The sequence below is a fragment of the Serratia microhaemolytica genome, from assembly GCF_004011885.1.
In the GTDB taxonomy this organism is placed as follows: Bacteria; Pseudomonadota; Gammaproteobacteria; order Enterobacterales; family Enterobacteriaceae; genus Serratia_G; species Serratia_G microhaemolytica.
The window spans coordinates 29635-54132 of record NZ_SBEF01000001.1; the positions used below are offsets into that span (position 1 = coordinate 29635).

Annotated in this window: 18 protein-coding genes and 2 pseudogenes; 3 read left to right on the plus strand and 17 right to left on the minus strand. The window is 48.6% G+C overall.

What is annotated here, in order from left to right; all coding sequences use genetic code 11:
- Nucleotides 1-14 precede the first annotated feature (14 nt).
- On the plus strand, nucleotides 15-1298 hold the full coding sequence (locus tag EOJ37_RS01210) for an MFS transporter (protein ID WP_127956816.1): 1284 nt from the start codon (nucleotides 15-17) through the stop codon (nucleotides 1296-1298).
- A gap of 461 nt (nucleotides 1299-1759) precedes the next feature.
- Here EOJ37_RS01210 and EOJ37_RS01215 read toward each other — a convergent pair.
- The 8 genes and pseudogenes from EOJ37_RS01215 to EOJ37_RS01240 form a co-directional block, all read right to left on the minus strand.
- A protein-coding gene (locus EOJ37_RS01215) for an IS5 family transposase (protein ID WP_276318263.1) occupies nucleotides 1760-2604 on the minus strand; the annotation gives its coding sequence in 2 pieces (ribosomal slippage) (nucleotides 1760-2259 and nucleotides 2259-2604; 846 coding nt in all).
- A gap of 436 nt (nucleotides 2605-3040) precedes the next feature.
- Nucleotides 3041-3277 carry a hypothetical protein gene (locus EOJ37_RS01220; protein ID WP_127956819.1) on the minus strand — a complete coding sequence of 79 codons (237 nt, stop codon included), beginning with the start codon at nucleotides 3275-3277 and terminating at the stop codon, nucleotides 3041-3043.
- A gap of 117 nt (nucleotides 3278-3394) precedes the next feature.
- Nucleotides 3395-3946, minus strand: a complete 552-nt coding sequence (locus EOJ37_RS01225; RefSeq protein ID WP_127956821.1) for a hypothetical protein — start codon at nucleotides 3944-3946, stop codon at nucleotides 3395-3397.
- Nucleotides 3927-4484 carry a DUF6973 domain-containing protein gene (locus EOJ37_RS15000; protein ID WP_420820608.1) on the minus strand — a complete coding sequence of 186 codons (558 nt, stop codon included), beginning with the start codon at nucleotides 4482-4484 and terminating at the stop codon, nucleotides 3927-3929. Before EOJ37_RS15000 ends, EOJ37_RS01225 begins: the two co-directional genes overlap by 20 nt.
- A 360-nt stretch (nucleotides 4485-4844) precedes the next feature.
- A pseudogene (tssI, locus tag EOJ37_RS14750) lies at nucleotides 4845-5594 on the minus strand (type VI secretion system tip protein TssI/VgrG); the annotation flags it as partial.
- 49 nt (nucleotides 5595-5643) lie between these two features.
- Nucleotides 5644-5865, minus strand: a pseudogene (locus tag EOJ37_RS15005) (type VI secretion system Vgr family protein); the annotation flags it as partial.
- Nucleotides 5866-5948: 83 nt separating this feature from the next.
- Nucleotides 5949-6566 (minus strand): FMN-binding negative transcriptional regulator, encoded by a 618-nt coding sequence (locus tag EOJ37_RS01235; protein WP_127956823.1) that lies wholly within the window; start codon nucleotides 6564-6566, stop codon nucleotides 5949-5951.
- 189 nt (nucleotides 6567-6755) lie between these two features.
- Nucleotides 6756-7433, minus strand: coding sequence for a type 1 glutamine amidotransferase domain-containing protein (locus tag EOJ37_RS01240; protein WP_127956825.1), 678 nt, complete (start codon nucleotides 7431-7433; stop codon nucleotides 6756-6758).
- 110 nt (nucleotides 7434-7543) lie between these two features.
- Here EOJ37_RS01240 and EOJ37_RS01245 point away from each other — a divergent pair, with 110 nt between their 5' ends.
- Entirely contained in the window at nucleotides 7544-8470 is a 927-nt protein-coding gene (locus tag EOJ37_RS01245; protein WP_127956827.1) for a LysR family transcriptional regulator, read from the plus strand.
- A 64-nt stretch (nucleotides 8471-8534) separates the two neighbouring features.
- Here the strand turns inward: EOJ37_RS01245 and EOJ37_RS01250 are convergent, their stop codons facing one another.
- The 5 genes from EOJ37_RS01250 to argC all read right to left on the minus strand — a co-directional run bounded on the left by EOJ37_RS01250 (nucleotide 8535) and on the right by argC (nucleotide 14057).
- Nucleotides 8535-9284 (minus strand): JAB domain-containing protein, encoded by a 750-nt coding sequence (locus EOJ37_RS01250; protein WP_127956830.1) that lies wholly within the window; start codon nucleotides 9282-9284, stop codon nucleotides 8535-8537.
- A 228-nt stretch (nucleotides 9285-9512) separates the two neighbouring features.
- Nucleotides 9513-10886, minus strand: coding sequence for an argininosuccinate lyase (argH, locus tag EOJ37_RS01255; protein WP_127956832.1), 1374 nt, complete (start codon nucleotides 10884-10886; stop codon nucleotides 9513-9515).
- A gap of 128 nt (nucleotides 10887-11014) precedes the next feature.
- Nucleotides 11015-12235, minus strand: coding sequence for an argininosuccinate synthase (locus EOJ37_RS01260; protein WP_127956834.1), 1221 nt, complete (start codon nucleotides 12233-12235; stop codon nucleotides 11015-11017).
- Nucleotides 12236-12260: 25 nt separating this feature from the next.
- Nucleotides 12261-13034, minus strand: coding sequence for an acetylglutamate kinase (argB, locus tag EOJ37_RS01265; RefSeq protein WP_127956836.1), 774 nt, complete (start codon nucleotides 13032-13034; stop codon nucleotides 12261-12263).
- An 18-nt stretch (nucleotides 13035-13052) separates the two neighbouring features.
- Nucleotides 13053-14057: an N-acetyl-gamma-glutamyl-phosphate reductase gene (gene argC / locus EOJ37_RS01270; RefSeq protein ID WP_127956838.1), complete on the minus strand. Its 1005-nt coding sequence runs from the start codon at nucleotides 14055-14057 to the stop codon at nucleotides 13053-13055.
- A gap of 242 nt (nucleotides 14058-14299) precedes the next feature.
- On the opposite strand from argC, the gene argE reads away from it, so the two are divergent.
- A complete protein-coding gene (argE, locus tag EOJ37_RS01275) occupies nucleotides 14300-15442 on the plus strand; it encodes an acetylornithine deacetylase (RefSeq protein WP_162473638.1) in 1143 nt (380 codons plus the stop codon).
- 102 nt (nucleotides 15443-15544) lie between these two features.
- Here the strand turns inward: argE and ppsA are convergent, their stop codons facing one another.
- The 4 genes from ppsA to focA form a co-directional block, all read right to left on the minus strand.
- On the minus strand, nucleotides 15545-17923 hold the full coding sequence (gene ppsA, locus EOJ37_RS01280; RefSeq protein WP_127956842.1) for a phosphoenolpyruvate synthase: 2379 nt from the start codon (nucleotides 17921-17923) through the stop codon (nucleotides 15545-15547).
- A gap of 228 nt (nucleotides 17924-18151) precedes the next feature.
- Nucleotides 18152-18892 carry a pyruvate formate lyase 1-activating protein gene (gene pflA, locus EOJ37_RS01285; RefSeq protein ID WP_127956844.1) on the minus strand — a complete coding sequence of 247 codons (741 nt, stop codon included), beginning with the start codon at nucleotides 18890-18892 and terminating at the stop codon, nucleotides 18152-18154.
- Nucleotides 18893-19037: 145 nt separating this feature from the next.
- Nucleotides 19038-21320, minus strand: coding sequence for a formate C-acetyltransferase (pflB, locus tag EOJ37_RS01290; RefSeq protein ID WP_127956847.1), 2283 nt, complete (start codon nucleotides 21318-21320; stop codon nucleotides 19038-19040).
- A gap of 60 nt (nucleotides 21321-21380) precedes the next feature.
- Nucleotides 21381-22241 carry a formate transporter FocA gene (focA, locus tag EOJ37_RS01295; RefSeq protein WP_127956849.1) on the minus strand — a complete coding sequence of 287 codons (861 nt, stop codon included), beginning with the start codon at nucleotides 22239-22241 and terminating at the stop codon, nucleotides 21381-21383.
- Nucleotides 22242-24498 lie beyond the last annotated feature (2257 nt).

A 24498-nucleotide genomic window follows, 5' to 3' on the forward strand; every position in this document is an offset into this window, starting at 1 on the left:
AAGGACATTCACGTATGCAGAATGAACAAACTTCCGGCATAACGGCACCAGATGTAAAAAAAAGCTTCGCTATGTTGTTCCTAACAATTTTTATCCCATTCGGCATGGGACACTTTATCTCTTACTTATACCGTACCGTGAATGCTGTGATTTATAGCGACTTGTCCAGTGAGCTACAACTACCTGCGCAAAGTCTGGGATTACTAACCGGAGTCTATTTTCTCACCTTCGCGGCTGCTCAATTGCCCCTTGGGGTCATGCTGGATCGCTATGGCCCACGTTCGGTGCAAAGTCCGATGTTGTTGATAGCCGCTGCCGGATCAGTGATTTTTGCATTGTCACACAGCGAAATAGGGCTATTAATTGGGCGTAGTTTGATTGGCTTAGGTGTCGCTGGTTCTCTGATGAGTGCCATCAAAGCCTGCTCGATATGGTTACCCGCAGACAGATTACCACTCAGTACAGCCTGCCTGCTTTCTGTTGGTGGTTTGGGTGCTATGGCTTCAACCGCACCGTTACATGCTGCATTAAATTGGATTAGCTGGCGAGAAGCCTTTCTTGTGCTAGCTCTACTCACAGTGTTGGTAAGTGCGCTGATTCACTTTTCAGTGCGCGGTAGCTTTATAGCAAAAAATACTCGGTTCATTGAGATGTGCCGCGAAGTGGGTAATTTATACCGCTCATGGACCTTCTGGCGATTAGGACTTTACTCAGTATTTGCCCATGCGACTTACATGGCGATCCTGGCCCTTTGGATGGCTCCTTGGCTGCGCGATGTTGCTGGCCTGAACCCCAAACAAATGGCAAATGCACTGATGCTCGGTACTGTGGCGATGGTCGCGGGTTCGCTCAGTTTTGGTTGGTTGACAGATTACCTGCGTAAATATGCCGTGCAACCAATTATGATCTGCGGCTGTGGCGTAATCGTTTTTGTGTTATTCCAAATGCTCATGGTAAGTGGCCTTGCCGTATCACCGTATCTGGTCACGGTAGGTTTTAGTTTCTTTGGTACCGCTGCTACGATGAATTATGCCATCGTGGCTCAATCCGTCGAGCCGACACTGGCTGGTCGGGTAAGCACCTCATTTAATCTGGTGGTCTTTGTGTTGGCATTTGCTGTGCAGTGGTTGGTCGGTGCCGTGATCAGTCACTGGGACGCAATCGCCGGCAGCTACCCAGTGGTAGCTTATCAATGGTCACTGATGTTACTGATCGGATTACAATTACCAGGTTTACTACTTTGGTTAAGCTTCAGACCCTGGAAACTAACACAGGGCAAAATCACCAGCGTTGTTTAACCAAAAACAGTATTTAACCTGATCGCGTGTTTATGTTCTTCCCCCCATCAAAGCAAAAGCAGGACTGGTCAGCTACCGTCAAACATTTCTTGGTGGCTGCGCCAATTCAGGCTCGCCTTGTCCTCTTGGGGAAATCAGCAATATCAGTTCCTGTATGGGATTTAGCAGCAATAAGCCATGCGCTTCAGTATTGTTAGATAAAAGCCAAGCTACCACCGATGTCTGACTGGTGAACTTCAATTTCCGGAAAACTGGCGAAAAACTTGGAGTAAGGCAGAAGAAGATGTTCTTTACGGCCTGATTCATTATGCCTGCACTATCCGGCAGATAGCCGTTGAGCTTAAACGGCATCCTGTAAGCGTCATCAACAAGCTTGCGAAGTACCTGAATGATGACAGTATCCAGAATCGCATTACTCAGGATTTTTACGATGTTCCTGTCCGGGTATTAGGCTGTGTCCCTTAACCCAATAGCCGCTTTAAAAACAACCGAACAGAGCCTAATTTAAGCATGCAAAGGTAATTTCTGGCGGTTTTCTCCGAGCGAGTGGCAATGCGACGATGTTCTTTTAACATCCCAAAGCACCGCTCGACGACATTGCGTTTCTTATACCGCTGGGTATCCAGTTTTCTGCGCCCATCCCGACTGGCTTTTTCATTCGATTTAAAAGGAATAACCGCTTTTATGCCTTTTATGTTCAGGTAATTACGAAGTTTCTGGCTCGAATAGCCTTTATCAGCCAACACGGCGTTAGGACGGGACTTTAGGTGGCCACTTTTTCTAATAATACCCACTCGGTTTAACAAGGTTTCAGCATATTGACTCTCATGAGCTTGCCCACCGCCCAGGCAAAAGCTTAACGGCAACCCTGAGCTGTCTGTCGCCAAATGGACTTTGGTGCCAAAACCACCTCGAGAGCGACCAAGCCCATGATCCTTGAGTTCATCGGGGTATTTTTTTTAGCTCCTGCTGCCGCTTTTAATGCCCTGATATTGCTGCCATCCAGTGCTATAGCATCCCAATCGATGAGTTTGTTCTCATCCAAAATCTGGAGTAATTTATTGAAAATACTATTTATTACTCCAGATTTTGACCACCGGTTAAAGCGGTTGTAAATCGTTTTCCAATTGCCATACCTTTCAGGAAGATCTCGCCAGGGAGCACCAGAGCAAAGCACCCAAAAGATCCCGTTCATGACAGGCCTATGTTCAAGGTAGGGTCGACCGCCTCTTACACGATTACGTTCAGGCGGCAACAGGGGGGAAATGAGCGCCCAAGCCTCATCAGGGACATCATAACGAGCCAAATTCAAAAGCCTCTTCTCGACTAAATATCGCTAAATTGTACAAAAAATAGTTACGGGACACACCCTAGACTAATTTTAATATCCATGTTTTTTTCCTCATAACAACCGGCTAACGCTAACAGAATGCAAAAAAAACTTATAGCCATTAGGTTTAGCTTCATTTAGGCCTCCCGTTCTCATTGAGTTCATTACAGGGTAAGATCACGAACGTTTTTTAACCAAAAGCAGTGTTTGACCTGATCGCGTATTTATGTTCTTCTCCTTAACTGTCTAGCCCCTCCCCCTGAAAAGGGGGAGGTTGGGAGGGTGTTATTTCAAAATAATCAAATGTTTTAAAACCCCACCCTAACCCTCCCCTTATTAAGGGGAGGGAACTACCTGGCTCCTCGTACTGTGGCATAGGACAAACTTTAGTTAATAATCGATTAAAAAACGCTCATGCGTTTACCCTGTTTTTCGCTGCTTTCAGCGCGTTGCCAGCGGCGTCGCCGACAACCGGGATCACGCCAATAGCGGCGGCGAGAAAGTCGAGTGTGTCTTCCGCTTCGGCAAAGCCTTTAATATCACCGACCACCGGGACAAAATCGGCCAAGGTTGAGAGCTGGCCGATTAACTCTTTCGAACTCGGGTCTTGGTAGTCGTTATGATAGGCGTTTAGCGCTTCACCGCCCAACTGTTCGGCGATAGTGGCAAAGGTCTCTGGGTTTTGGTGGTACAGCGCACCGGCTGCCAGTAGTCAACGTTAATTAGACAGAAATTTATTTTATTACAATAATTTAAATACTCACTATCAGCGTTGTCTATACGGATTACTCTCATCCCACTGATTTTCATTCGAAGGTGAAAGTGTGTAATAGCTGAAACTATGTATTGCTGACAATTCACGTTCTACAGATAGTACTGCATTATCTGGTGTCAAATAATAATAATAGGGATGGTAGGGATCATGGTTTTCGGCATTACCAAACACGATCCAGAGTTGATCCCTTTTTTGATCATAAGGTATAGCAGGATAAACCTCCCAATGCACCACTTTGTCATTGTTAATAAAAATAGAAACATATCCACCATCATTATCATATGGGAACGGAATTCCAATTTCCTGCTCAATGCTCTTACGTGTGTAAGTATAATGGAAAAAATAGGCTCTCTGCCAAGAAAAATTAATAACATTATTTAAATCAATATTATATACCCTCTCTTCTTTGGGGGCTGTTCTGACTGCTTCAATAATTTTTTCTTCAATACTCACCCAACTATCTTTAAAAAAGTAGCTGACTACCATCACTAATGTAGCAACAAATAGCACATAACCAAGAATATTACTTTTTTTCTCTACCATTGTCGTCTACCTGCTCAAAAATACTTTTCATGTAATGATATTGTTGCCTAGTGATTTTTTCTTTAGTAAAAAAAACACCATCTGCTGTTTTTTTAGCTACATACAAACCATTTTTATAAAACACGTCTAATACCAATAGGGCGTGCTTCTGCATCGATTGCACCGTTACTGTTTTTCCTATCTGCCGCCCAATCTGGTTATTCAAGAGATCGATCACTGGATCAGCAGAACTTACATCGGAAAAAGTTCTCACACTGAGATCGTGATAAGGAGTATCTTCATGAGCGTTGCCAACTTGGATAGCGATATCTTCACCGTATCTTGCTGTAATCGTGGTTTGCCAAAGAACATGTCGAAAAGCATTCACTTGTGTCCCTTCGCCTTTCAACGCTCTCGCTTGCTGTAATACTTCACTGCCATGAGCTTTTGAATCCCCTAATGTGGCAAAACGTACTGCATTAGTAGAGATATTAGTCCAACCATGTTTATAAACACCTATTTCTGCAGCAATGTTCGGATAACGAACCGCAAAACTCATTTCACGTGCGGTGTTAGAGTCACCGTAATAATCAGTGGGCTGTTCAATTAATGGGCCTGTTGTAGCGGTAACTATTGGTTCGTTGACGGCAGCCGCTTCCGGTGTGACGTTGGCAGCGGTTTCGACCGTTAATGGCTGGCCAGCAAACGCATTTTTTATCCACTGGCTGGCTTCGGCAAGCTGCTGTTCATCGTTGAGATCGAGCGCTTGGCTGGCGGTGATCTGGCCGTTGTGTGTGGCATAAATGTTGATGTTTTTGCCGTGCAGGCTGATACGCCCGTCGGCGTGCAGTTCCAGTGCCGATGCGCCGCTCTCCAGCCGAATGCCGCGCGCCGAGGCCAGTTCCAGCACCTGTTGTACCGTGCGTTGCTGTTGGCCGTTGATCTCGGTGTGTTGATCACCCTGAACCGTTAGGGTGTGGTTGCCGTGCGTGGTGAAGTGATAATGTTGGCCAATTTCAATTTGCTGATTTTGTTGCACCGTTTCGATGTGGTTAGCGCCGACTTCGCTGACGCGGTTGTTCAGCACTTGGGTGGTCATGTCGCGCTGGGCGCGCAGGAATAGGCCTTCCCTGCCTTTGGCATCTTCAAAACGCAGTTCGTTGTAGCCTTCGCCTTTGTGGGTTTTGCTGCGCAATACCATCTGGGTTTTTGCCATCGGCAGTTTTAACGCGGCGCGGTTGACTGCATGATAGGTGCGGCCGGTAACCATCGGTTGATCCGGGTCGCCGTGCAGGAAGTGGATCACCACTTCTTGGCCAACGCGCGGGATGGCGATCATGCCCCAACCTTGTCCTGCCCACGGCTGGCTGACGCGGATCCAGCATGAGCTGTGGTCGTCGCTGTTGCCGTAGCGATCCCACGCGAATTGTACGCGCACGCGGCCATGTTCATCGCAGAAGATCTCTTCGTTGCCGGGGCCGACCACGTTGGCCAGATGTGGCCCGTCGATGACCGGTTTCGGCAGTGGCGTTGGCCGCCAGGTTTGGCTACGCGGGATAAATTGGAACTCGGTATTGAGGTGAGTGCCTTGCTCGCCGGCTTCTTGCTGCAGCGCTTGCGGCTGTTGGCCGCTGTGGCGGGTGGCGATCAGTTGCCAGGCACAGTTGAGTTTGCTGGAAGCCGCTGTCGCCCTGTTCAAAGCAGGTGACGATGCCGGAAACCGCGCGTTGTAGCACGCCGTCGCGCCACACCGAGAGTGTCGCCCCGCGATCGAGCACCGCATCAAAATCAACCGCCGGGTTGCGGCTGGCGAGGTTAAGCTCCAGTTCAAACAGCGAGGAGTCGTGTTCGTGCAGGGTGAAATCGACCACCGCGAAGCTGCCAGCCGGTTGGCCGCCGGCGCTGAGGGTAAATTGCAATCCACTGGCTTGAGTGCGCATGTTCACGTTCCCTGTTCTGAAGCAATCGGTTAAATAAGATTGTCAGATTAAAGCTGTGAGGGGGATAAATGGGAACTGTTTTTTTAGCGCATTTGCTGTTTCATTCTCGCGGCTAATGCCCCCATCTGATGTGCTTCCAAGCCGTTGACGACACCTTGACGATCAGCGGCATTTTTATTCTGGCTCAACTTAAATTTTCCCTCTAACCGCTCTAGCTTAATCTCTACGCCGATGATGGCGGTGATCATCTGTTGCAGGTAGTCACGTGGTGCATCTCCAATACGCCATGGCCGTTCCATCTGTTTCTCATGCTGCGCAGTGAGTCTGGCTAATACGCGTTGTAGAAAACGTTCATCATCACGCAGGCTCAGTTGACCGTGTGCATGTGCCACTGCATAGTTCCAGGTGGGTACCGCTTGGTGGTGTTCAGCCTTACCTGGGTACCAACTGGGGGAGATGTAGCCCTGTTCAGCACGGAAAACCACCATGACCGCTAGCGGTTGATGGCACTGGCTGAGTGGGTTTGCTCGTGCAATGTGTGCCTGTAGGTAGTGTTCTCCGGCCCGTTCTTCAAGCAGAAATGGCAGATGCTCTGCATCAAAGCCCTCTGCGCGTTGATAAATCAGTGTGCCAAGAGCGTGATCACGGATCAGTTGCAATAACGCCGCTTGTTCAACGCGAAAATCGGTCGGTAGATACATAATCGCTTTCCTATCGTCAGCTTAGAGATGTTGGCTATTCTGCCAGTTCTCGGCATCACACACCACAGGTTAACCGGCGGTCGCTAGGTGGCATCGCTGCGGGCAATGCCACCTGAGCCTTCGACAGGAGCCGTCGTCAGTGATATGTTCAGTTTGATAACCGGATTCACTCACTGGCTGGGCAAAGTGCTATTTCAGTCGCTGTAGCAGCGCCTCGGCAGTGGCATCCGAAGAAGCTGGGTTTTGCCCGGTGATCAGCAGGCCATCGACCGCAACATGACTTTGCCAATTTTCGGCTCGGCTATAGTGGCCACCATTGGCTTTTAGCATCTCTTCAACCAGGAATGGCACGATGTTGGTTAATCCGACCGCTTCTTCCTCGCTGTTACTAAACCCGGTCACCTGTTTGCCCATCACTAAGGGGTTGCCTGCCGCATCCTTCACATCACGTAGCACTGCGGGCGCATGGCAGACGGCCGCTACCGGTTTGCCTTGTGCCTGAAACTGCTCTATCAACGCAATTGAGTGTGCATCTTGTGCCAGATCCCACAGTGGCCCATGTCCGCCAGGATAAAACAGTGCGTCAAAGTCTTCCGCATTAATCTGCTGCAATTTCAGCGTGTTTGCCAGTGCCTGTTGTAGTTGATTATCTTGTGCGAAACGGCGTGTTGCCGCACTTTGTGCGCCAGGTTGTTCACTTTTCGGATCCAGCGGTGGTTGGCCACCTTGTGGAGAGGCCAAGGTAATCTCAGCGCCGGCATCGTGGAAAACGTAATACGGTGAGACAAATTCTTCCAGCCAGAATCCGGTTTTTTCGCCGCTGTTACCCAATTTGTCGTGAGAGGTCAGTACCATCAGAATTTTCATTGCTTATCTCCATTGTGCGTTGCTGCACGTTAATCAGTGAACTGGATATCAGCTTAGGCGATCCTCTATAATTCTAAAAATAAAATACACTTATCTCAGATATTCAAAAAATGAATATATCCAATAAAGATTTAAATTTACTGCTGTTTTTTATCGTTCTTTATCAGGAGCGTAATGCTTCCAAGGCTGCGCTGCGTCTCTCGCTCAGCCAGCCGGCAATGAGCCATAAACTGAACAAGCTGCGCCATCAGTTTGGTGATGCACTGTTTGTCAAAGTGCCACGAGGGTTAGCGCCGACACCGCGAGCACATCAGTTGGCTCCACAGGTGAAGAAACTGGTTGAAGAGATTGAGCTGTTCTATGAGCAGTGTGAGGGCCGTGATTTTCTTGCTCAGAGCGCACGCATTCATATCTATACCACCGATTATATGGAGCAGATCTTATTGCCGGGTTTGCTGCCCATCTTGCGGCAAGAGGCGGCCAATCTGGTATTGATCACTCACAATACACGCGGTTTGCTGCCACGCGAAGAGTTGGAAAAGGGCACTTGTGATCTGGCTATTGCCGGTTTTTTTCAGCAGTTGCCTGCCACTTTTCATCAACAGCGGCTGTTGAGTGAAGATTTTGTGGTGCTGGCCTCGGCTAATCACCCCAAGTTGCAACGGGGATTGGATTTGGCGACTTATCTTGAATGCCAGCACATTCTGACCACGTTAACCGGCGATTTGAACGGTGTGGTCGATCGCCATCTGCAACAACTGGGAGTGGCGCGTCATGTGGTGGCTGGGTTATCCAGTTTCTTGGCTCCCAGCCATGTAATCAGAGACAGTGATCTGTTGCTCACCTGTCTGCGGTCACTCGGCGAGCAGGCGGTGAAGGATTCGCCACAGTTGCGTCTTTACCCACTGCCGTTTAGCTTGCCACGGGTTGATATGATGCAGATTTGGCACCAAAGAACCGATGATGATCGCTTGCGCCGCTGGCTACGGATGAGAATTCAGCAACATGCGCAGACACTGGTTACCACGGTTAGCTAGTGCTGTTGTGTTGCGTTCCAGGGTGTTAAGGCTGGCGCTTGGCAGCGCCATCTGTGGCAACCGGTCACTCGTGCTGATCTGTCATCAGCGTTTCCAGCTCTGTCAGGCTGAGATCCAGCATTTCAGCAATGCTCTGCAATGACACGCCTTGCGTAATTAGTGCGGCCAGCAGTGCCTGTTTTTGCACGCGTTCAGTTTTTGCCTGCTGCTCAATCTGTTTTCTTTGCGCCCTTTCGCTTTTGAGCGTTTGTTGCCACTGGATTGCCGCCAGTCTGGCAATATTCTCCGACTGTTGTGCTGTTTGTACTGCCTGTTTCGCGATCATCTGCTCTTGTTGACGGATCTGTTCAATCAGTTGGTAGGTCGGTACATATTTCTGGCTGCTTTCCAGTTCACTCATTAGGCCGCTGTGGCGGAAGCTGAAATATTCGTTCGGCGAGATCACCAGATGGTCGTCCAGGCTGATGTTGAGGATTTTGCCCACTTGGATCAGGCGATCGGTGATCTCTTTGTCTGATTCGGTCGGAATGACACTGCCTGAAGGATGGTTATGTACTGCTATGATACGTGATGCATTTTTCATCACTGCAATGCGGTAGACGTTCATCGGTTCAATCACTGTAGCGCTTAAATTACCTAGGCTGATCAGCTCGATATACAGCATGTAACCGGCCTGGTTGATGCCGATGATCCAGAAATGTTCTCGCTCGCGGTCAATCTGGTTTTCACGCAACAGGATGCGTTGCATGATTTGGTAGATATCTTGTGGGCTTGCCAACTGTTTTTTGTCTTTATCGGTGAGCTTGATTTCCATAACGTGATCAACCGTGAGTTATGCGCAGATGGCGTCCACTATAACACGATTAAGTGGCGCTGATGAGTGGTTATTGATATGAAACAACAGCGAAAGTGTAAGCCGTTCGTGTTCAATCACTACCGCATGGCGCGTATTTGCCGACGCCACACTCTCGGTTAAAACTGTGATGGCGTCGGTAAGTTACACTCAAATCAGCGCTAGATTAGCTGCAATGCGTGGTGCTGTTCAACATAGGCGCTGTTTGGCCTGTTCGATTGCAGCGGCAACCTGTTCGGGCGCGACTCCCCCCTTGGCGGCTCTTTTCTCTAGGCAGGATTGTAACGATAGGCTGGGGTAAACATCTTGCGCTATCACTGGGCTAAATTTCTGTAACTCTGCCAGTGTCAGTTGCTCTAGTGCTTTACCTTGCGCAATCGCTTCAACGACTGCCGCACCAACAATGTGATGTGCTTCGCGGAATGGTACACCTTTGGCAACTAAGTAGTCGGCCAACTCGGTCGCATTGGCATAACCTTGTTGTGCCGCTTCTTGGCAACGTGCGCGTTTGACTTGGAGCCCATCCAGTACCAACGCCGCCATTTGCAGACAATCCAACCAGGTGTCCAATGCATCGAACAGCCCTTCTTTATCTTCCTGCATATCTTTGTTATAGGCGAGTGGTAAGCCTTTTAACGTCATCATCATGCCGGTTAACGCGCCTTGTACTCGCCCTGATTTGCCACGGATCAATTCCAGTGCGTCGGGGTTTTTCTTTTGCGGCATTAATGACGAGCCGGAGGTAACACGATCAGAGAGTTCAACAAATGCCGCTTCACCACTGTTGAAGAAGATGAGATCTTCAGCAAAGCGTGATAGGTGGATCATGCTGATTGCAGCGTTCGAGAGCAGTTCCAGGACATGGTCACGATCAGAGACGCTATCCAAGCTGTTACGGGTGGCGGCAGCAAAACCCAGCCACTCCGCTAGCTGTTCGCGGTCGATCGGATAGGCGGTGCCCGCTAACGCACCGCAGCCCAGTGGGCTGACGTCAAGCCGTGTCAGTGTGTCCTGTAGCCGTGTTTCGTCGCGTGCCAGCATCTCGACATAAGCCAAGCACCAGTGTGCAAAGGTCACTGGCTGCGCGCGCTGTAGGTGAGTGTAGCCCGGCATCACTGCATCTTGGTTAGCCTCCGCCGTTTCTACCAGCATTTGCTGAAGCTGGCGTAACGCCTGTTGCAACAGCGTGATTTGCGCTTTGCACCATAGTTTAAGATCAGTGGCGACCTGATCATTGCGGCTGCGCCCCGTGTGCAGCTTTTTACCCAGATCGCCAACTTGTGCGATCAACTGTTGTTCTACCCAGCTATGAATATCTTCTGCATCACTGTTAACGATCGCTGCCGGATCAGCCTGAACCTGTTGCAGTAGCAGATCCAGTGCCTGCTCAAGCTGCTGTTGTTCTGCCACGCTAAGAACGTTGACTGTGACTAATGCCTTCGACCAGGCGATAGAGCCAATAATATCCTGCTCTGCCAGTCGGTAATCAAAGCGCAGTGAGTCATTTAACTGTTTGAATCGCAAGTCTGCTGCCTGACTGAAACGCCCACCCCAAAGTGCCATAAGCTAACTCCTGAATAACCATGCCAAAACTGAATATCACGCCCAAAACCCGTGGTAACGCAAAGGGGCGCAATTGCGTGCGCCCCACAATGTTTAGTCTGTTTTAACCAACATCGTTTTGGTTGCCGTTAACTGTGCTTCTTTTCGTTCAATGCACGGATACGTGAAGAGAGCGAGAATAGGCGAATAAAGCCACCAGCATGGCTATGATCATAAACCTCATCTTCACCAAAGGTGGCGAACTCTTCCGAGTAGAGGCTGTTGGCCGATCTTTTCTGAATGGCTGTCACTTGTCCTTTGTAAAGTTGCAGCACGACTTCACCATTTACGGCTGCGGCTAGGCTCTCTGCCGCCGCCTGAATAGAGCGACGCAGTGGCGCAAACCAGCGGCCATCGTAAACCACGTAGGACATTTCTAATCCGAGCTGCTCACGCCATTTGAAGCTGTCGCGATCTAATACCAGTTGTTCGATGCCACGCAGTGCCGCAATCATGATGGTGCCACCGGGAGTTTCATAGCAGCCACGTGATTTGATGCCAACTAAGCGGTTTTCAACAATATCCACTCGACCAACACCGTGTTTTGCCCCCAAGGCATTGAGGGTTTCTAGACACTGATAAGGCGTCATCGCTTTGCCGTTGACCGCGACCACACACCCTTTTTCGACCGTTACGCTAACCTGTTCCGGTTGGTCTGGTGCCTGTTGCGGATCGACTGTCCATACCCAACAATCTTTATTGGCGGCATTCCAGGTGCTTTCCAAAACACCACCTTCGGTTGAGATGTGCCAGGCGTTCTCGTCACGGCTGTAAATCTTCTCCAACGTTGCTGTGGTGGGAATGTTGCGCTGTTTCAGATAATCCAGCAGGGCTTCACGCGAACGCAAATTCCATTCACGCCACGGTGCAACCACTTTAAGCTGAGGGGCCAATGCCGTGTAGGTGCTCTCAAAACGTACTTGGTCATTGCCCTTGCCTGTGGCTCCATGCGACAGCGCATCAGCACCGACTTTCAGTGCCAGTTCGACTTGCGCTTTGGCAATGATTGGGCGTGCCATTGAGGTTCCCAGCAGATAGCTGCCTTCGTACAGTGCGCCGGTTTGCAGCACGGGATAGACGTAATCGCGAATAAACTCTTCACGTAGATCAACCACGTGGCATTCAGAAGCCCCCGATTGCAGCGCTTTTTGCTCAACACCTTCCAGCTCGCTGCGTTCTTGGCCAATGTCTGCCACCAGCGCAACCACTTCACAACCGCCGTAGTTCTCTTTTAACCACGGAATGATCGCCGAGGTATCTAAGCCACCAGAATAGGCGAGAACGATTTTTTTGATGCCTTGATTTTGCATTTTGTGATTCCTTTTAATTCAAAAATTAAGCGAGAATGCGCGTGCCAATTGGCGTGCCATTAAACAGCGCTGGTAGTTTTTCGGTGTTACGCCAACTGGCAATGTCTACTGGGCGGCCAAGCGTGCGTGCTGCATCAAGTGCCGCATTGACTTTGACCACCATGCCACCGGTAATAACACCCTGTTCAATTAATTCATTCGCTTGCTGTGCAGTGATCTCTGCAATGCGTTGCCCTTTGCCGTCAAGAATGCCACTCACGTCGGAGAGCAGTACCAGATCGGCACCCAGTGTTGCCGCCAGTGCGGTCGCAGCTTGGTCGGCGTTGACGTTCATCAGTTGTCCAGATGCGGTGATGCCGATCGAGCTCATCACCGGCAGGTAACCTGCAGCCAGTAATGTGTTTAGCAATACCGGTGATCCAGGTTGTGCGTGCCCGACATGGCCGAGCGCGGGATCTAATTGGGTGACTTGCACCGAACCACCATCAGCTAGGCTTAAGCCAACAGCATCAATTTTGTGTTTCACTGCCCACGCCAATAGGGTTTTATTGGCGGTTCCAGCCAACGCACCGGTGATAATGCCAATTTGGTTCGCCGGTGTGACTCGTAGGCCATTTTTCTTTACTACCGGTAACGAGAGCTGTTTCATTAGCTCATCGACGACACAACCACCGCCATGCACTATTACCAGTGGGCGAGGCTGCTCTCGGCGGTAGAGATCCAGTGCAGTAAACAGACGCTCCAGCGCTTCTTCACTGTCTAACAGCACTCCACCTAATTTGATAATCAACGGATTCATCGTGATACTCGTGCCAAGCTAAAGTAATGATTCAGTTTCCGGGAAACCAAAACGCAGGTTAAGACACTGCACCGCTTGCGCTGCAGCGCCTTTTAATAGGTTGTCTTCGGTCGCCACCACGATCAGATGTTCGCCATTCAGTGCAAAGCCGATATCACAAAATGGTAAGCCAATCACCGCTTTCAATGCCGGTACACCCTGCTGATAAATACGCACCAACGGCTTGTTGTGATAGGCCGTTTGGTAAACTTGTGCGATCGCTTCTGCGTTCACGCCCGGCCGTACCCGGCAGGTGATGGTTTCTAGAATGCCGCGTGGGAAACTACCTAAATGCGGGGTGAAAATCACCGGTACGCCAAGGTGTTTGGCAACTTCCGGCTGATGGCGGTGGGTAAACAGGTTGTAAGGTTGTAGGCTGACTTCGCACCAACTGGTGGTCAGGCTGGCTTTTCTGCCAGCACCGCTGACGCCACTGATTGCGTTAATCACGGGCCATTGCGATAGCTCCAGCAATTGATTGTCAATCAACGGTTTTAATGCCAACTGTGCTGCCGTTGGGTAGCAACCTGGCACTGCGATTAACTGTGCCTGCCGCAGTGGCTGGTGCTGCCACTCGGCCAGACCATAAACTGCTTTTGCTAGCCATTCCGGATAGTGGTGGTCAAAACCATAATAGTGGCGATAGAATTCAACCTCATTAACGCGAAATGCACCTGATAGATCAATCACAACACAACCTGCCGCCAGAAACTGTGGCGCGAGGTCATGGCTGACTTCATGGCTGGTGCCAAGAAACACGACATCGACACCGGCGGCCATTTGAGCAACATCATGCAGTGGCTGTAACGGCAGATCGATAGTCTGTTTGAATTGCGGGTGCAGCTCAGAGAACCGTTTGCCGGCATCTGCGCTTTGAGCTGAAACCGCTAAGGCAGTTATCTTTATCTGTGGATGGCGATGGAGATAAGCAGTAAGCTCAGCCCCGGCATAACCGCTGGCACCAACAATCAGCGTATTCAACATATGGCTTTTCACCTTTTGGGTTGACGATACTTGGCGGATAATCAGAGTACCTGAGCACTCCGCTACTAAGGTGTACGCAAATGATGCCTATCACGATAGGCTTTAAGCTGCGATCCACCATTCCGATTGAGCGTTAATATACAACATTGCGTGGTGTTATCTCACGCTTTGTTTTGTATTTTTATTCAAAAAATATGCATGAATATTGATACTATTCTAGACAGAGGCTGTCAACAGTGAAGATGAAATTACCCTCATTTATTGAGTTATACCGTGCATTAATCGCTACGGCTTCGATCAGTTCCACTGATGCCGCGCTGGATCAGAGCAATGAACAATTAATCAACTTGCTGGCTGGCTGGTTTGAAGATTTGGGGTTTAGTGTCGATGTGCAACCGGTGCCGGAGACGCGCCACAAGTTTAACCTGCTAGCCAGTCTGGGGAGTGGTTCTGGTGGGCTGTTGCTGGCTGGCCACACCGATACTGTCCCCTATGATCAGGGGCGTTGGACACGCGATCCGTTTACCCTGACAGAGCACGACAATAAGCTTTACGGTTTGGGCACTGCCGATATGAAAGGCTTTTTTGCCTTCATTCTGGATGCATTGCGCGATGTGGACAGTGCGACACTCAGCAAGCCGCTCTATATTCTGGCAACCGCAGACGAAGAGACCACCATGGCTGGGGCTCGCTATTTTGCTGCCAGCAGTGTGATCCGTCCTGATTTTGCTATTATCGGTGAGCCGACGGGTTTGCAGCCGGTGCGTGCCCATAAAGGACATCTTTCGAATGCGATCCGGATTGTTGGTCAATCCGGTCATTCGAGCGATCCAGCTCGGGGAGTGAATGCGATTGATTTAATGCATGAAGCGACCAGCCATTTGATCGCGCTGCGTAACACATTGCAGCAACATTACCACAATCCGGCATTTGCTGTTCCCTACCCTACGATGAATTTCGGCTATATTAACGGCGGCGATGCCGCTAACCGTATCTGTGCCTGCTGTGAATTGCATCTGGATATTCGCCCACTGCCAGGGATGACTCTTGAGCATCTCAATGAACTGTTGCAACAGGCGCTGGAGCCGGTGTGCCAACGTTGGCCAGGCCGTTTGACCATCGATGAGTTACATGCCCCGATCCCCGGTTATGAGTGCCCGACAGATCATCGCATGGTGGCAGTGATTGAGCAGTTGCTCGGTAAGCGTACTGAGGTGGTTAATTACTGTACTGAGGCGCCATTTGTTCAGCAGTTATGTCCAACGCTGGTGCTTGGACCTGGTTCAATTAATCAGGCTCATCAGCCCGATGAATATCTTGATACCGCGTTTATTGAACCTACCCGACAGTTGCTGCGGCAGTTGCTTGATCACTTCTGCCGCTGATTCTGTTGCTGACTACGCATCAGCCGTCACGGTTGTCACTCGAGGACAACCGTGTTGCTGACAATGCAATCATGCAGTTTGCAAAGCAACCTGATGGCAACATCACACTGTTTCAGCCAGTGCCATCCAGGTTTTTACTACCGTATCCGGGTTGAGTGATAGGCTATCAATCCCTTGATCCATGAGCCACTGCGCGAAGTCAGCATGATCTGAAGGCCCTTGCCCACAGATGCCGACATACTTGTCGTGGCGCTTGGCTGTCTGGATTGCCATTGCCAGCAGCGCTTTGACCGCTTCGTTACGTTCATCGAACAGTTCAGAGACTACGCCGGAGTCGCGATCTAAGCCTAATGTCAATTGTGTCATGTCATTAGAGCCTATCGAGAAGCCATCAAAGTGTTCCAGGAATTGATCGGCCAACAGGGCATTTGATGGGATTTCACACATCATGATCACTTTCAATCCGTTCTCACCGCGTTTCAGCCCTTGATGCTCCAGTTCGGCCACGACCGCTTGTGCTTGAGCAACGGTACGCACAAACGGCACCATCACTTCTACGTTGGTTAACCCCATCTGGTTGCGTACCCGTTTAACAGCGGCGCACTCCATGGCAAAACAGTCACGGAAGCTGTCTGCCACGTAGCGGCCTGCGCCACGGAAACCCAGCATCGGGTTCTCTTCGTGTGGTTCGTAACGTTCACCACCAACCAGATTGGCGTATTCGTTCGATTTAAAATCGGATAAGCGCACAATGACGCGTTTCGGCCAAAATGCCGCCCCTAGCGTGGCAATGCCCTCGGTGAGGCGGCTAACATAGAAATCTACCGGATCATCAAAACCTTGCATCATGGTTCTGATCTGTCGCTGTAGTTCAACTGGCTGTTGATTAAACTCAAGTAGCGCGCGTGGATGAACACCGATCATGCGATTAATAATGAACTCCAGGCGCGCCAGCCCTACCCCTTCATTCGGCAGTTGGGCAAAGTCAAAAGCACGATCTGGGTTACCCACATTCATCATGATCTTCAGCGGTAGTTTTGGCAGTTCGGTCACTTCCGAACTTTGCACGCTGAAATCAAGCTGGCCACGATAGACAAAACCGGTATCACCTTCCGCACAGGAGACGGTGACACTTTGTCCGTGCTGTAGCCGTTCGGTAGCATCACCACAACCCACCACGGCCGGAATACCCAGTTCGCGGGCAATGATCGCTGCATGGCAGGTTCTTCCGCCACGATTGGTGACAATTGCCGCCGCTTTTTTCATGATCGGTTCCCAGTCCGGATCCGTCATGTCGGTCACCAAGACATCTCCCGGCTGGATCCGATCCATCTCGCTGATGCTGTCGATCACTTTGACGGTGCCTGCACCAATCCGGTGCCCGATCGCACGCCCTTCAATCAGGACTTCACCACTGTTCTGCAACTGATAGCGTTCGATCACTTGTTCATTAGAACGTACCGTTTCTGGACGCGCCTGTACAATCATTAGCTTGCCAGTATGACCATCTTTCGCCCATTCAATGTCCATTGGGCGGCCATAATGTTTTTCAATCAACAGCGCCTGCTGTGCCAGCGCCTGTACTTCATCATCCGCCAGTGAGAAACGGTTGCGTTGCATTTCGGGTACTTCTTCAACACAAACCTGTTTGCCATGTTCTTGTGTTGTTCCATACACCATGCGCACTTTTTTCGAACCCAGGTTGCGACGTACAATCGCCGCTTTGCCTTTAAGCAGTGTGGGTTTGTGTACGTAGAATTCGTCTGGGTTGACCGCCCCCTGCACCACCATCTCGCCCAGTCCGTATGCTGAGGTGATAAACACCACCTGATCAAAACCTGATTCAGTGTCAATGGTGAACATCACGCCAGAAGCTGCCAGATCAGAACGTACCATGCGTTGCACCCCAGCAGAGAGGGCGACGTTACGGTGGTGGTATCCTTGGTGGACACGGTAGGAGATGGCGCGATCATTGAATAACGAAGCAAATACATGTTTGATCGCAACCATCACTGCTTCAATGCCCTGCACATTAAGGAAGGTTTCCTGCTGACCAGCAAAAGAGGCATCCGGCATATCTTCAGCCGTGGCCGATGAGCGCACTGCAAAAGAAGCCTGCTCGTCACCTTCAGAAAGTTGTTGATAGGCGAGTGTTATTTCTTGTTCAAACTCTGGATGGAATGGCGTATCAAGTACCCATTGGCGGATCTGTGCACCTGCTTTGGCAAGTTGAACCACATCATCAATATCCGTTTGATCCAGAAGTTGATAGATGCGCTGATCTACACCACTCTGTTCAAGAAAATCATTGAATGCTTGTGCTGTGGTAGCAAAACCATTTGGAACACTGACTCCCAAGTCCGAAAGATTGCTGATCATTTCACCGAGGGAGGCATTTTTGCCCCCCACCCGATCAACGTCATGCATACCAATCTGGTTGTACCAAAGCACATTACGCAAATTTGGGCTGTTGTTAGACATCGAGACAATCCTTATTGTTATCGCTCAGGTATTGGTGCGACTTCTGTTGGGAAATGGATTACGCCAAGAATCAGCGCCCAGCCAGATTAACATATTAAACAATAAACAATAGATAGATGAATCGATCAAGCTAATAAAGAAAAAACAGTGAGTTCAACGCAATGATTAGGATTTCTTTTCGGTTGGCGAGTGCTGTGCAACGCTCAACGCCAACCGAATATCGGTCATTTAATAAACAACTTGATGCCCGTAACTGGATAAAATGGTTTTGATGCGTTCCAGTAGCTCGGGTTTCGGCGGTTTTACCTGTTCCAGTTGGTAGGGTTCTCCCATTGTGGTCCACTTGTGTTTACCCAGTTCGTGGTAGGGCAATAGCTCAATTTTCTCAATGTTTGCCATCCGTTGAGTGAATTCACCTAGCAGATGCACTGAGTGATCGTCATCAGACCATCCGGGTACCACGACGTAGCGGATCCAGGTGCGTTGCTGACGTTTCGCCAAATAACGGGCAAACTCCAGTGTGCGCTGGTTGGAGACTCCGACCAGTTTCTGGTGAATTTCATCGTTCATCTGTTTCAGATCAAGCATCACGAGGTCGGTGCTGTCGAGTAACTCGTCGATCACTGGATCATAACGGCGCACAAATCCGTTGGTGTCCAAGCAGGTATTGATGCCCTGTTGCTGGCAGGCACGAAACCAGTCACGCACAAATTCTGCCTGTAGAATGGCTTCGCCACCAGACGCGGTAACACCGCCGCCAGAAGCGTTCATGAAGTGGCGGTAGGAGACGGTATCAGCCATTAACTCTTCCACCGTGACTTCTTTGCCTTCGTGCAGATCCCAGGTGTCGCGATTGTGGCAATAAAGGCAACGCATCAAGCAGCCTTGAAAAAAGACAATAAAACGGATCCCCGGGCCATCAACCGTGCCGCAGGATTCAAAAGAGTGGATTCGGCCTTTTAACGACATTACGTGCTGTTCTCCAATGATTGTCACCGATACCAGCATCATCTTTGTGTTAGCTGGGTTTCGAACAGAATATAGCAAAAAGGCCGGAAGATCCGGCCTTGCTGTTTTAGTGTGGGCCGGTTCTTCCGCCCACGTTGCAGCTATCTTACAGGGTTTGGGTAAATGTACGTGTGATCACGTCCTGCTGCTGCTCTTTAGTTAATGAGTTGAAGCGTACCGCGTAGCCGGAAACACGAATGGTCAACTGAGGATATTTCTCAGGGTGTTCCATTGCATCCATCAGCATTTCACGGTTCATCACGTTCACGTTCAAGTGCTGACCGCCTTCAATTGAGGCTTCATGGTGGAAGTAACCATCCATCAGCCCAGCTAAGTTGGTCTTACGCACTTCATCATCTTTGCCCAATGCATTTGGCACGATCGAGAAGGTGTAAGAGATGCCGTCTTTGGCATAGGCAAACGGCAGTTTCGCTACCGAAGTCAATGAAGCTACCGCACCTTTCTGATCACGACCGTGCATCGGGTTGGCACCTGGACCGAATGGCGCACCAGCACGGCGACCATCTGGTGTGTTACCCGTCTTCTTACCATACACCACGTTGGAGGTGATGGTCAGAACCGATTGGGTTGGTACCGCATTACGGTAGGTCTTCAGTTTCTGAATCTTCTTCATGAAACGTTCAACCAAATCACACGCGATATCATCAACACGTGCGTCATTGTTACCAAATTGCGGGTACTCACCCTCAATTTTGAAGTCAACAGCCAAGCCATCTTCATCTCGGATCGTTGATACTTTGGCGTACTTGATCGCCGAGAGTGAGTCTGCGGCAACAGAAAGCCCGGCGATACCACACGCCATCGTGCGGTAAACGTCACGATCGTGCAGTGCCATCAATGCAGCTTCATAACTGTATTTGTCGTGCATGTAGTGGATGATGTTCAACGAGGTGACATACTGCATTGCCAGCCAGTCCATGAAACGATCCATTCGCTCCATGACTTTGTCGAACTCCAGTACATCATCCATCATTGGCGCTTCTTTCGGGCCAACCTGCAACTTCAGTTTCTCATCAACACCACCGTTGATTGCGTATAGCATGGTTTTCGCCAAGTTGGCTCGCGCACCAAAGAATTGCATGTGTTTGCCAACAATCATTGGGCTGACGCAACAGGCAATGGCGTAGTCATCGTTGTCGAAGTCTGGGCGCATCAGATCATCGTTCTCATACTGCACTGATGAGGTGTCGATAGAGACTTTTGCCGCAAACTTCTTGAAGTTCATTGGCAGCTTTTCAGACCACAGAATGGTCATGTTCGGCTCTGGCGATGGCCCCATGGTGTAGAGGGTGTTCAAGAAACGGAAACTGTTTTTAGTCACTAAGGTACGACCATCAATGCCCATCCCTGCCAGCGATTCAGTTGCCCAAATCGGGTCGCCTGAGAACAACTCATCATACTCAGGAGTACGCAGGAAGCGCACCATGCGCAGCTTCATCACCAAGTGGTCAATCAGTTCCTGTGCCTGCAATTCCGTCAATTTACCCGCTTTGATATCGCGCTCAATGTAGACATCAAGGAAGGTCGATACACGACCAAACGACATGGCTGCGCCGTTTTGTGATTTCACTGCTGCCAGATAAGCGAAGTAGGTCCACTGTACCGCTTCTTGAGCAGTTGTTGCAGGTGCCGAAATATCATAACCATATTTGGCAGCCATCTGTTTCATCTGCGCCAATGCACGATGCTGTTCGGCAATCTCTTCACGCAGTTGGATGGTCAGTTGCAGATCTTCACCGTTTTCCAGCTTACCCTGTAACGATTTGAATTGTTTTACCTTGTCTGCCATCAGGAAGTCGATGCCATACAGAGCAACACGACGATAGTCACCGATGATACGACCACGACCATAGGCATCCGGCAAACCGGTTAATACCCCTGATTTACGGCAGTTGAGGATGTCTGTGGTGTAAACATCGAACACTCCCTGATTGTGTGTTTTGCGGTAATCGGTGAAGATCTTCTTCACATGTGGATCCAGCTCACGACCATAAACCGAACATGAACCTTCCACCATTTTGATACCACCGAATGGGATCAGGGCGCGCTTGAGTGGTGCTTCCGTCTGCAAACCAACAATTTTTTCCAGCGATTTGTTGATATAGCCAGCATCATGAGACGTGATGGTAGAGACCACGCTGGTGTCAAAATCGACAGGAGCGTGAGTACGGTTCTCCACTTTGATCCCTTCCATTACCTTCTGCCACAGGGTGGTAGTTGCGTCAGTAGCACCAGCCAGGAAGGACTCATCACCCTCATAAGGTGTGTAGTTTTTCTGAATAAAATCACGCACGTTGACTTCTTGTTGCCAGTCGCCGGTGTTGAAACCTTGCCAAGCGGCTGCTACTTTTTCGTTGAGTTCGGTCATTGTACACCTACCTTTTAAGATGGATTTTTCGTCAATCCGGCAAGATGCCGGCCAACAGATTTAGTGTTTCTGTTCACCACCACGCAGATAAATTACCCAGTGGGTCAAACCAACCAGTACCGCCCCACCAATAATGTTACCGATGGTGACCGGGATCAGGTTATCGACAATAAAATGACTCACGGTTAGGTCAGCAAACTGCTCCGGTGTCGCTCCCACGGCGTGCCAAAATTCCGGTGCAGCAAAATGTTTAACTACGATGCCCAAAGGGATCATAAACATGTTGGCGATACTGTGCTCAAAACCACAAGCAACAAACATAGCGACCGGCAAGATCATCACAACCAGTTTATCTGTCAAACTACGGCCTGAATAACTCATCCATACCGCCAAGCAGACCATGAGATTCGCTAAAATACCCAAGCAAACAGCTTCGATAAATGTATGATGCAATTTATGTGCCGTTGTCTGTAATACATTCAAGCCCCAGAGGCCGTTAGCCACCATATACTGGCCTGATAACCAGATAAGAACGACAAAAAACAGCGCACCAAGTAGATTACCAACGTAAACATTCAGCCAGTTAGCCGCTAGCTGTTTCCAGGTGATGCGACCACTGCCTTTTGCAACGACTGTAAGTACCGTTGAGGTAAACAGATCAGCACCACAGACGACGACAAGCATTAACCCCATTGAGAAGCAGATACCCCCGACTAACTTGGCAAACCCAAATGGCACATCCGCAGTACCGGTAGTGGCTGTGATATAGAAAACAAAGGCGATAGAGATGAATACGCCAGCAGCAATCGCTAAATAAAAAGTTTTTAGTGGATGTTTGGTTGCTTTGTAGACACCTGCGTCTTCGGCAACTTTAGCCATGGCTGCAGGTAACAGCATATCGAAGGGATTATCAGCTCTCACGCTAGCTCTCGCTATTAAGGATTAAAATAATGCATTGAGATACTAACAAAGGAGTATGGCACCAAAATTGACCTAGATCATGATCCACGGCGGTAAAGCGCTATACAACCCTGTAATTAGCCGCATATTTTCAATTAAAATTCTGATATTAATCAGAAAAATATTTTTTAATGTTTGCAAAATTTTTTGAAGAAGAACCATCGATGATAATTAAGCTAAAAAATAACCAATTAAAAGTCTAACTTTAATAGATTAAAGTTATCAAAATTAATAAATTGATAAAGACAAACCCGTTCAATCCTATTCTCCGTTTCTCAGCCCGTGTCTCTGGCTACGACAGATTGCAACAGTGTGGATGGATGCGCCTAAGCTAACAACATGACTCAATGTTTTTCAGAGATACCTCTCTCACCCAGACATAGCATCGCGCTGTGTTCCAATATCAGTGGATGTTTAAATTATCACGCTATTATCTAGCACGTGCCATTTGCTGCGGTATCCGCTTGGCACATGCAGCGACAATCGCGGCCTCTAGACTTCTCTAACCATATAATTTCCAGTTTGAACTGGAAATTAATCCGCTACACAGGAAATGCTTTAAAGGTTAGTGTAAGGGGATAGGAATTTTATCTAGGCTCTGTGGCCAGGCTGTGGTGATGAGCTAAAATCTGACTTTTCGGCGGGTCGCGGGTGTTATAGTTAGCGATGCTTGGCTGAATTGCTGTTTGGATGTTATGCCGACACGAACATGAAAAATTTTCAAGCAGCCGAGCCAAGAATAGCGCGCTATAACAGTGCCACTGCTGTAACCGCGTAATCTTGTAGTGGCGTTAAGACCCGATGTTAGTGACTGCTGTTAACGGTAGCTTTTAGTTTTTACTGTTAGAGGTTAAATAAGATGCATGGTGCCACTTCCCGTTGATTGTGGTGTCCGCCTTGAACATGTTGCTGGCATGACCTACCTAATCGAATGCTATATCCTTATTTAACGGTAATCATGAGGGCTTGTTTGATATTCAGGATAGGCTTTTAACATGAAGCGTTGGTTTTGAATGCTGCACACGGAAAAATGTGCAGGAGAAATTAAAAAACGGCTTTATAAAATCGCTTCATAAACGAATTACTAATGGCGGGCAATATTCGATTTTGTCCTGTGCCTCAAAACTTAATTCATATATCCCATCTGCAGAAATGATATTTTTCTGGTGATTAATCCATGAAGCAGTTATAGTGCTCATCAAGATAGAAAAAGCCAGTGTTAACACCAACATAAACGATAGTTCAATTATTGACAGTAACTATTCAAGTAACAATTAACATGACAAACTGAATGAAATATAAACAAACATCAGTGACTGTCTACTGTGCTTGAAACGATTTTTAACCTGTTAGAGTGAAACATTCTAATGCTTTTAGGTTAACGATGACTATTAACGAGATAAAAACCTGTCTCTTTTTCACCAGTGAATCGGTACCTTAATTGCGCTTGTATTGACACAGCGACTCTGTTCAACAAGATTACCTGATGCTTTAAGCTGTTATATTGGTTGTTCCATTTTGTTTGATTAGTCGAAAAACGTAACGATAACAAAACCGAAACTTTGCCATTGGCGTCTCTGTATACAGAATAACGATCCGCTCGCTAATCGGTGTTTATTATCTCAGTAGTCTGTTGATTATGTGTTTTAATCTTGTTAGTTGGTTTTTTGTTGTAGCTAATCAGTCAGCATTTTAATTTTTAGCAAAATAAAAACTTATAAAAAAAGTATTTTTCACCAAAGTATGGGGTTGTGCAGGCATCCAGAACAGAAAAAGCCTGTTTTTTAATCAAACGATTGACTGCTCTGCGGCTATAAGATTAACAGCCGACACCAAAGTTGCTTTTCTAATCTGTTAACACAAGTAAAGAGAAAGAGAAACAACGCGGTCAGGACAATATTTATCGGTTAAATGTGGTTTGTGCATTTAACCGGCAGTGAGATAAAGAGTTGTGCCACTGCTCCATTCAAGTGTGAGTTATTGGCAATGCCCGTTTGAACACCAAAAGTACAAATTAGAATTTAAGTCTGTTGAGTTAGCGGCTAGCAGAGATTTACACCGCACATGCTGTCACTGCCCAAGCCAGGTTTTACTATTACAGTGATGAGGGATGAAACCGTTCAATGATGGCGAGGTTATCTATAATAGCTAAGATTAACTAACATTAGACCAAACCAATACGATGACAATTGCGTCATTATGGTTGCACGATTGTTTA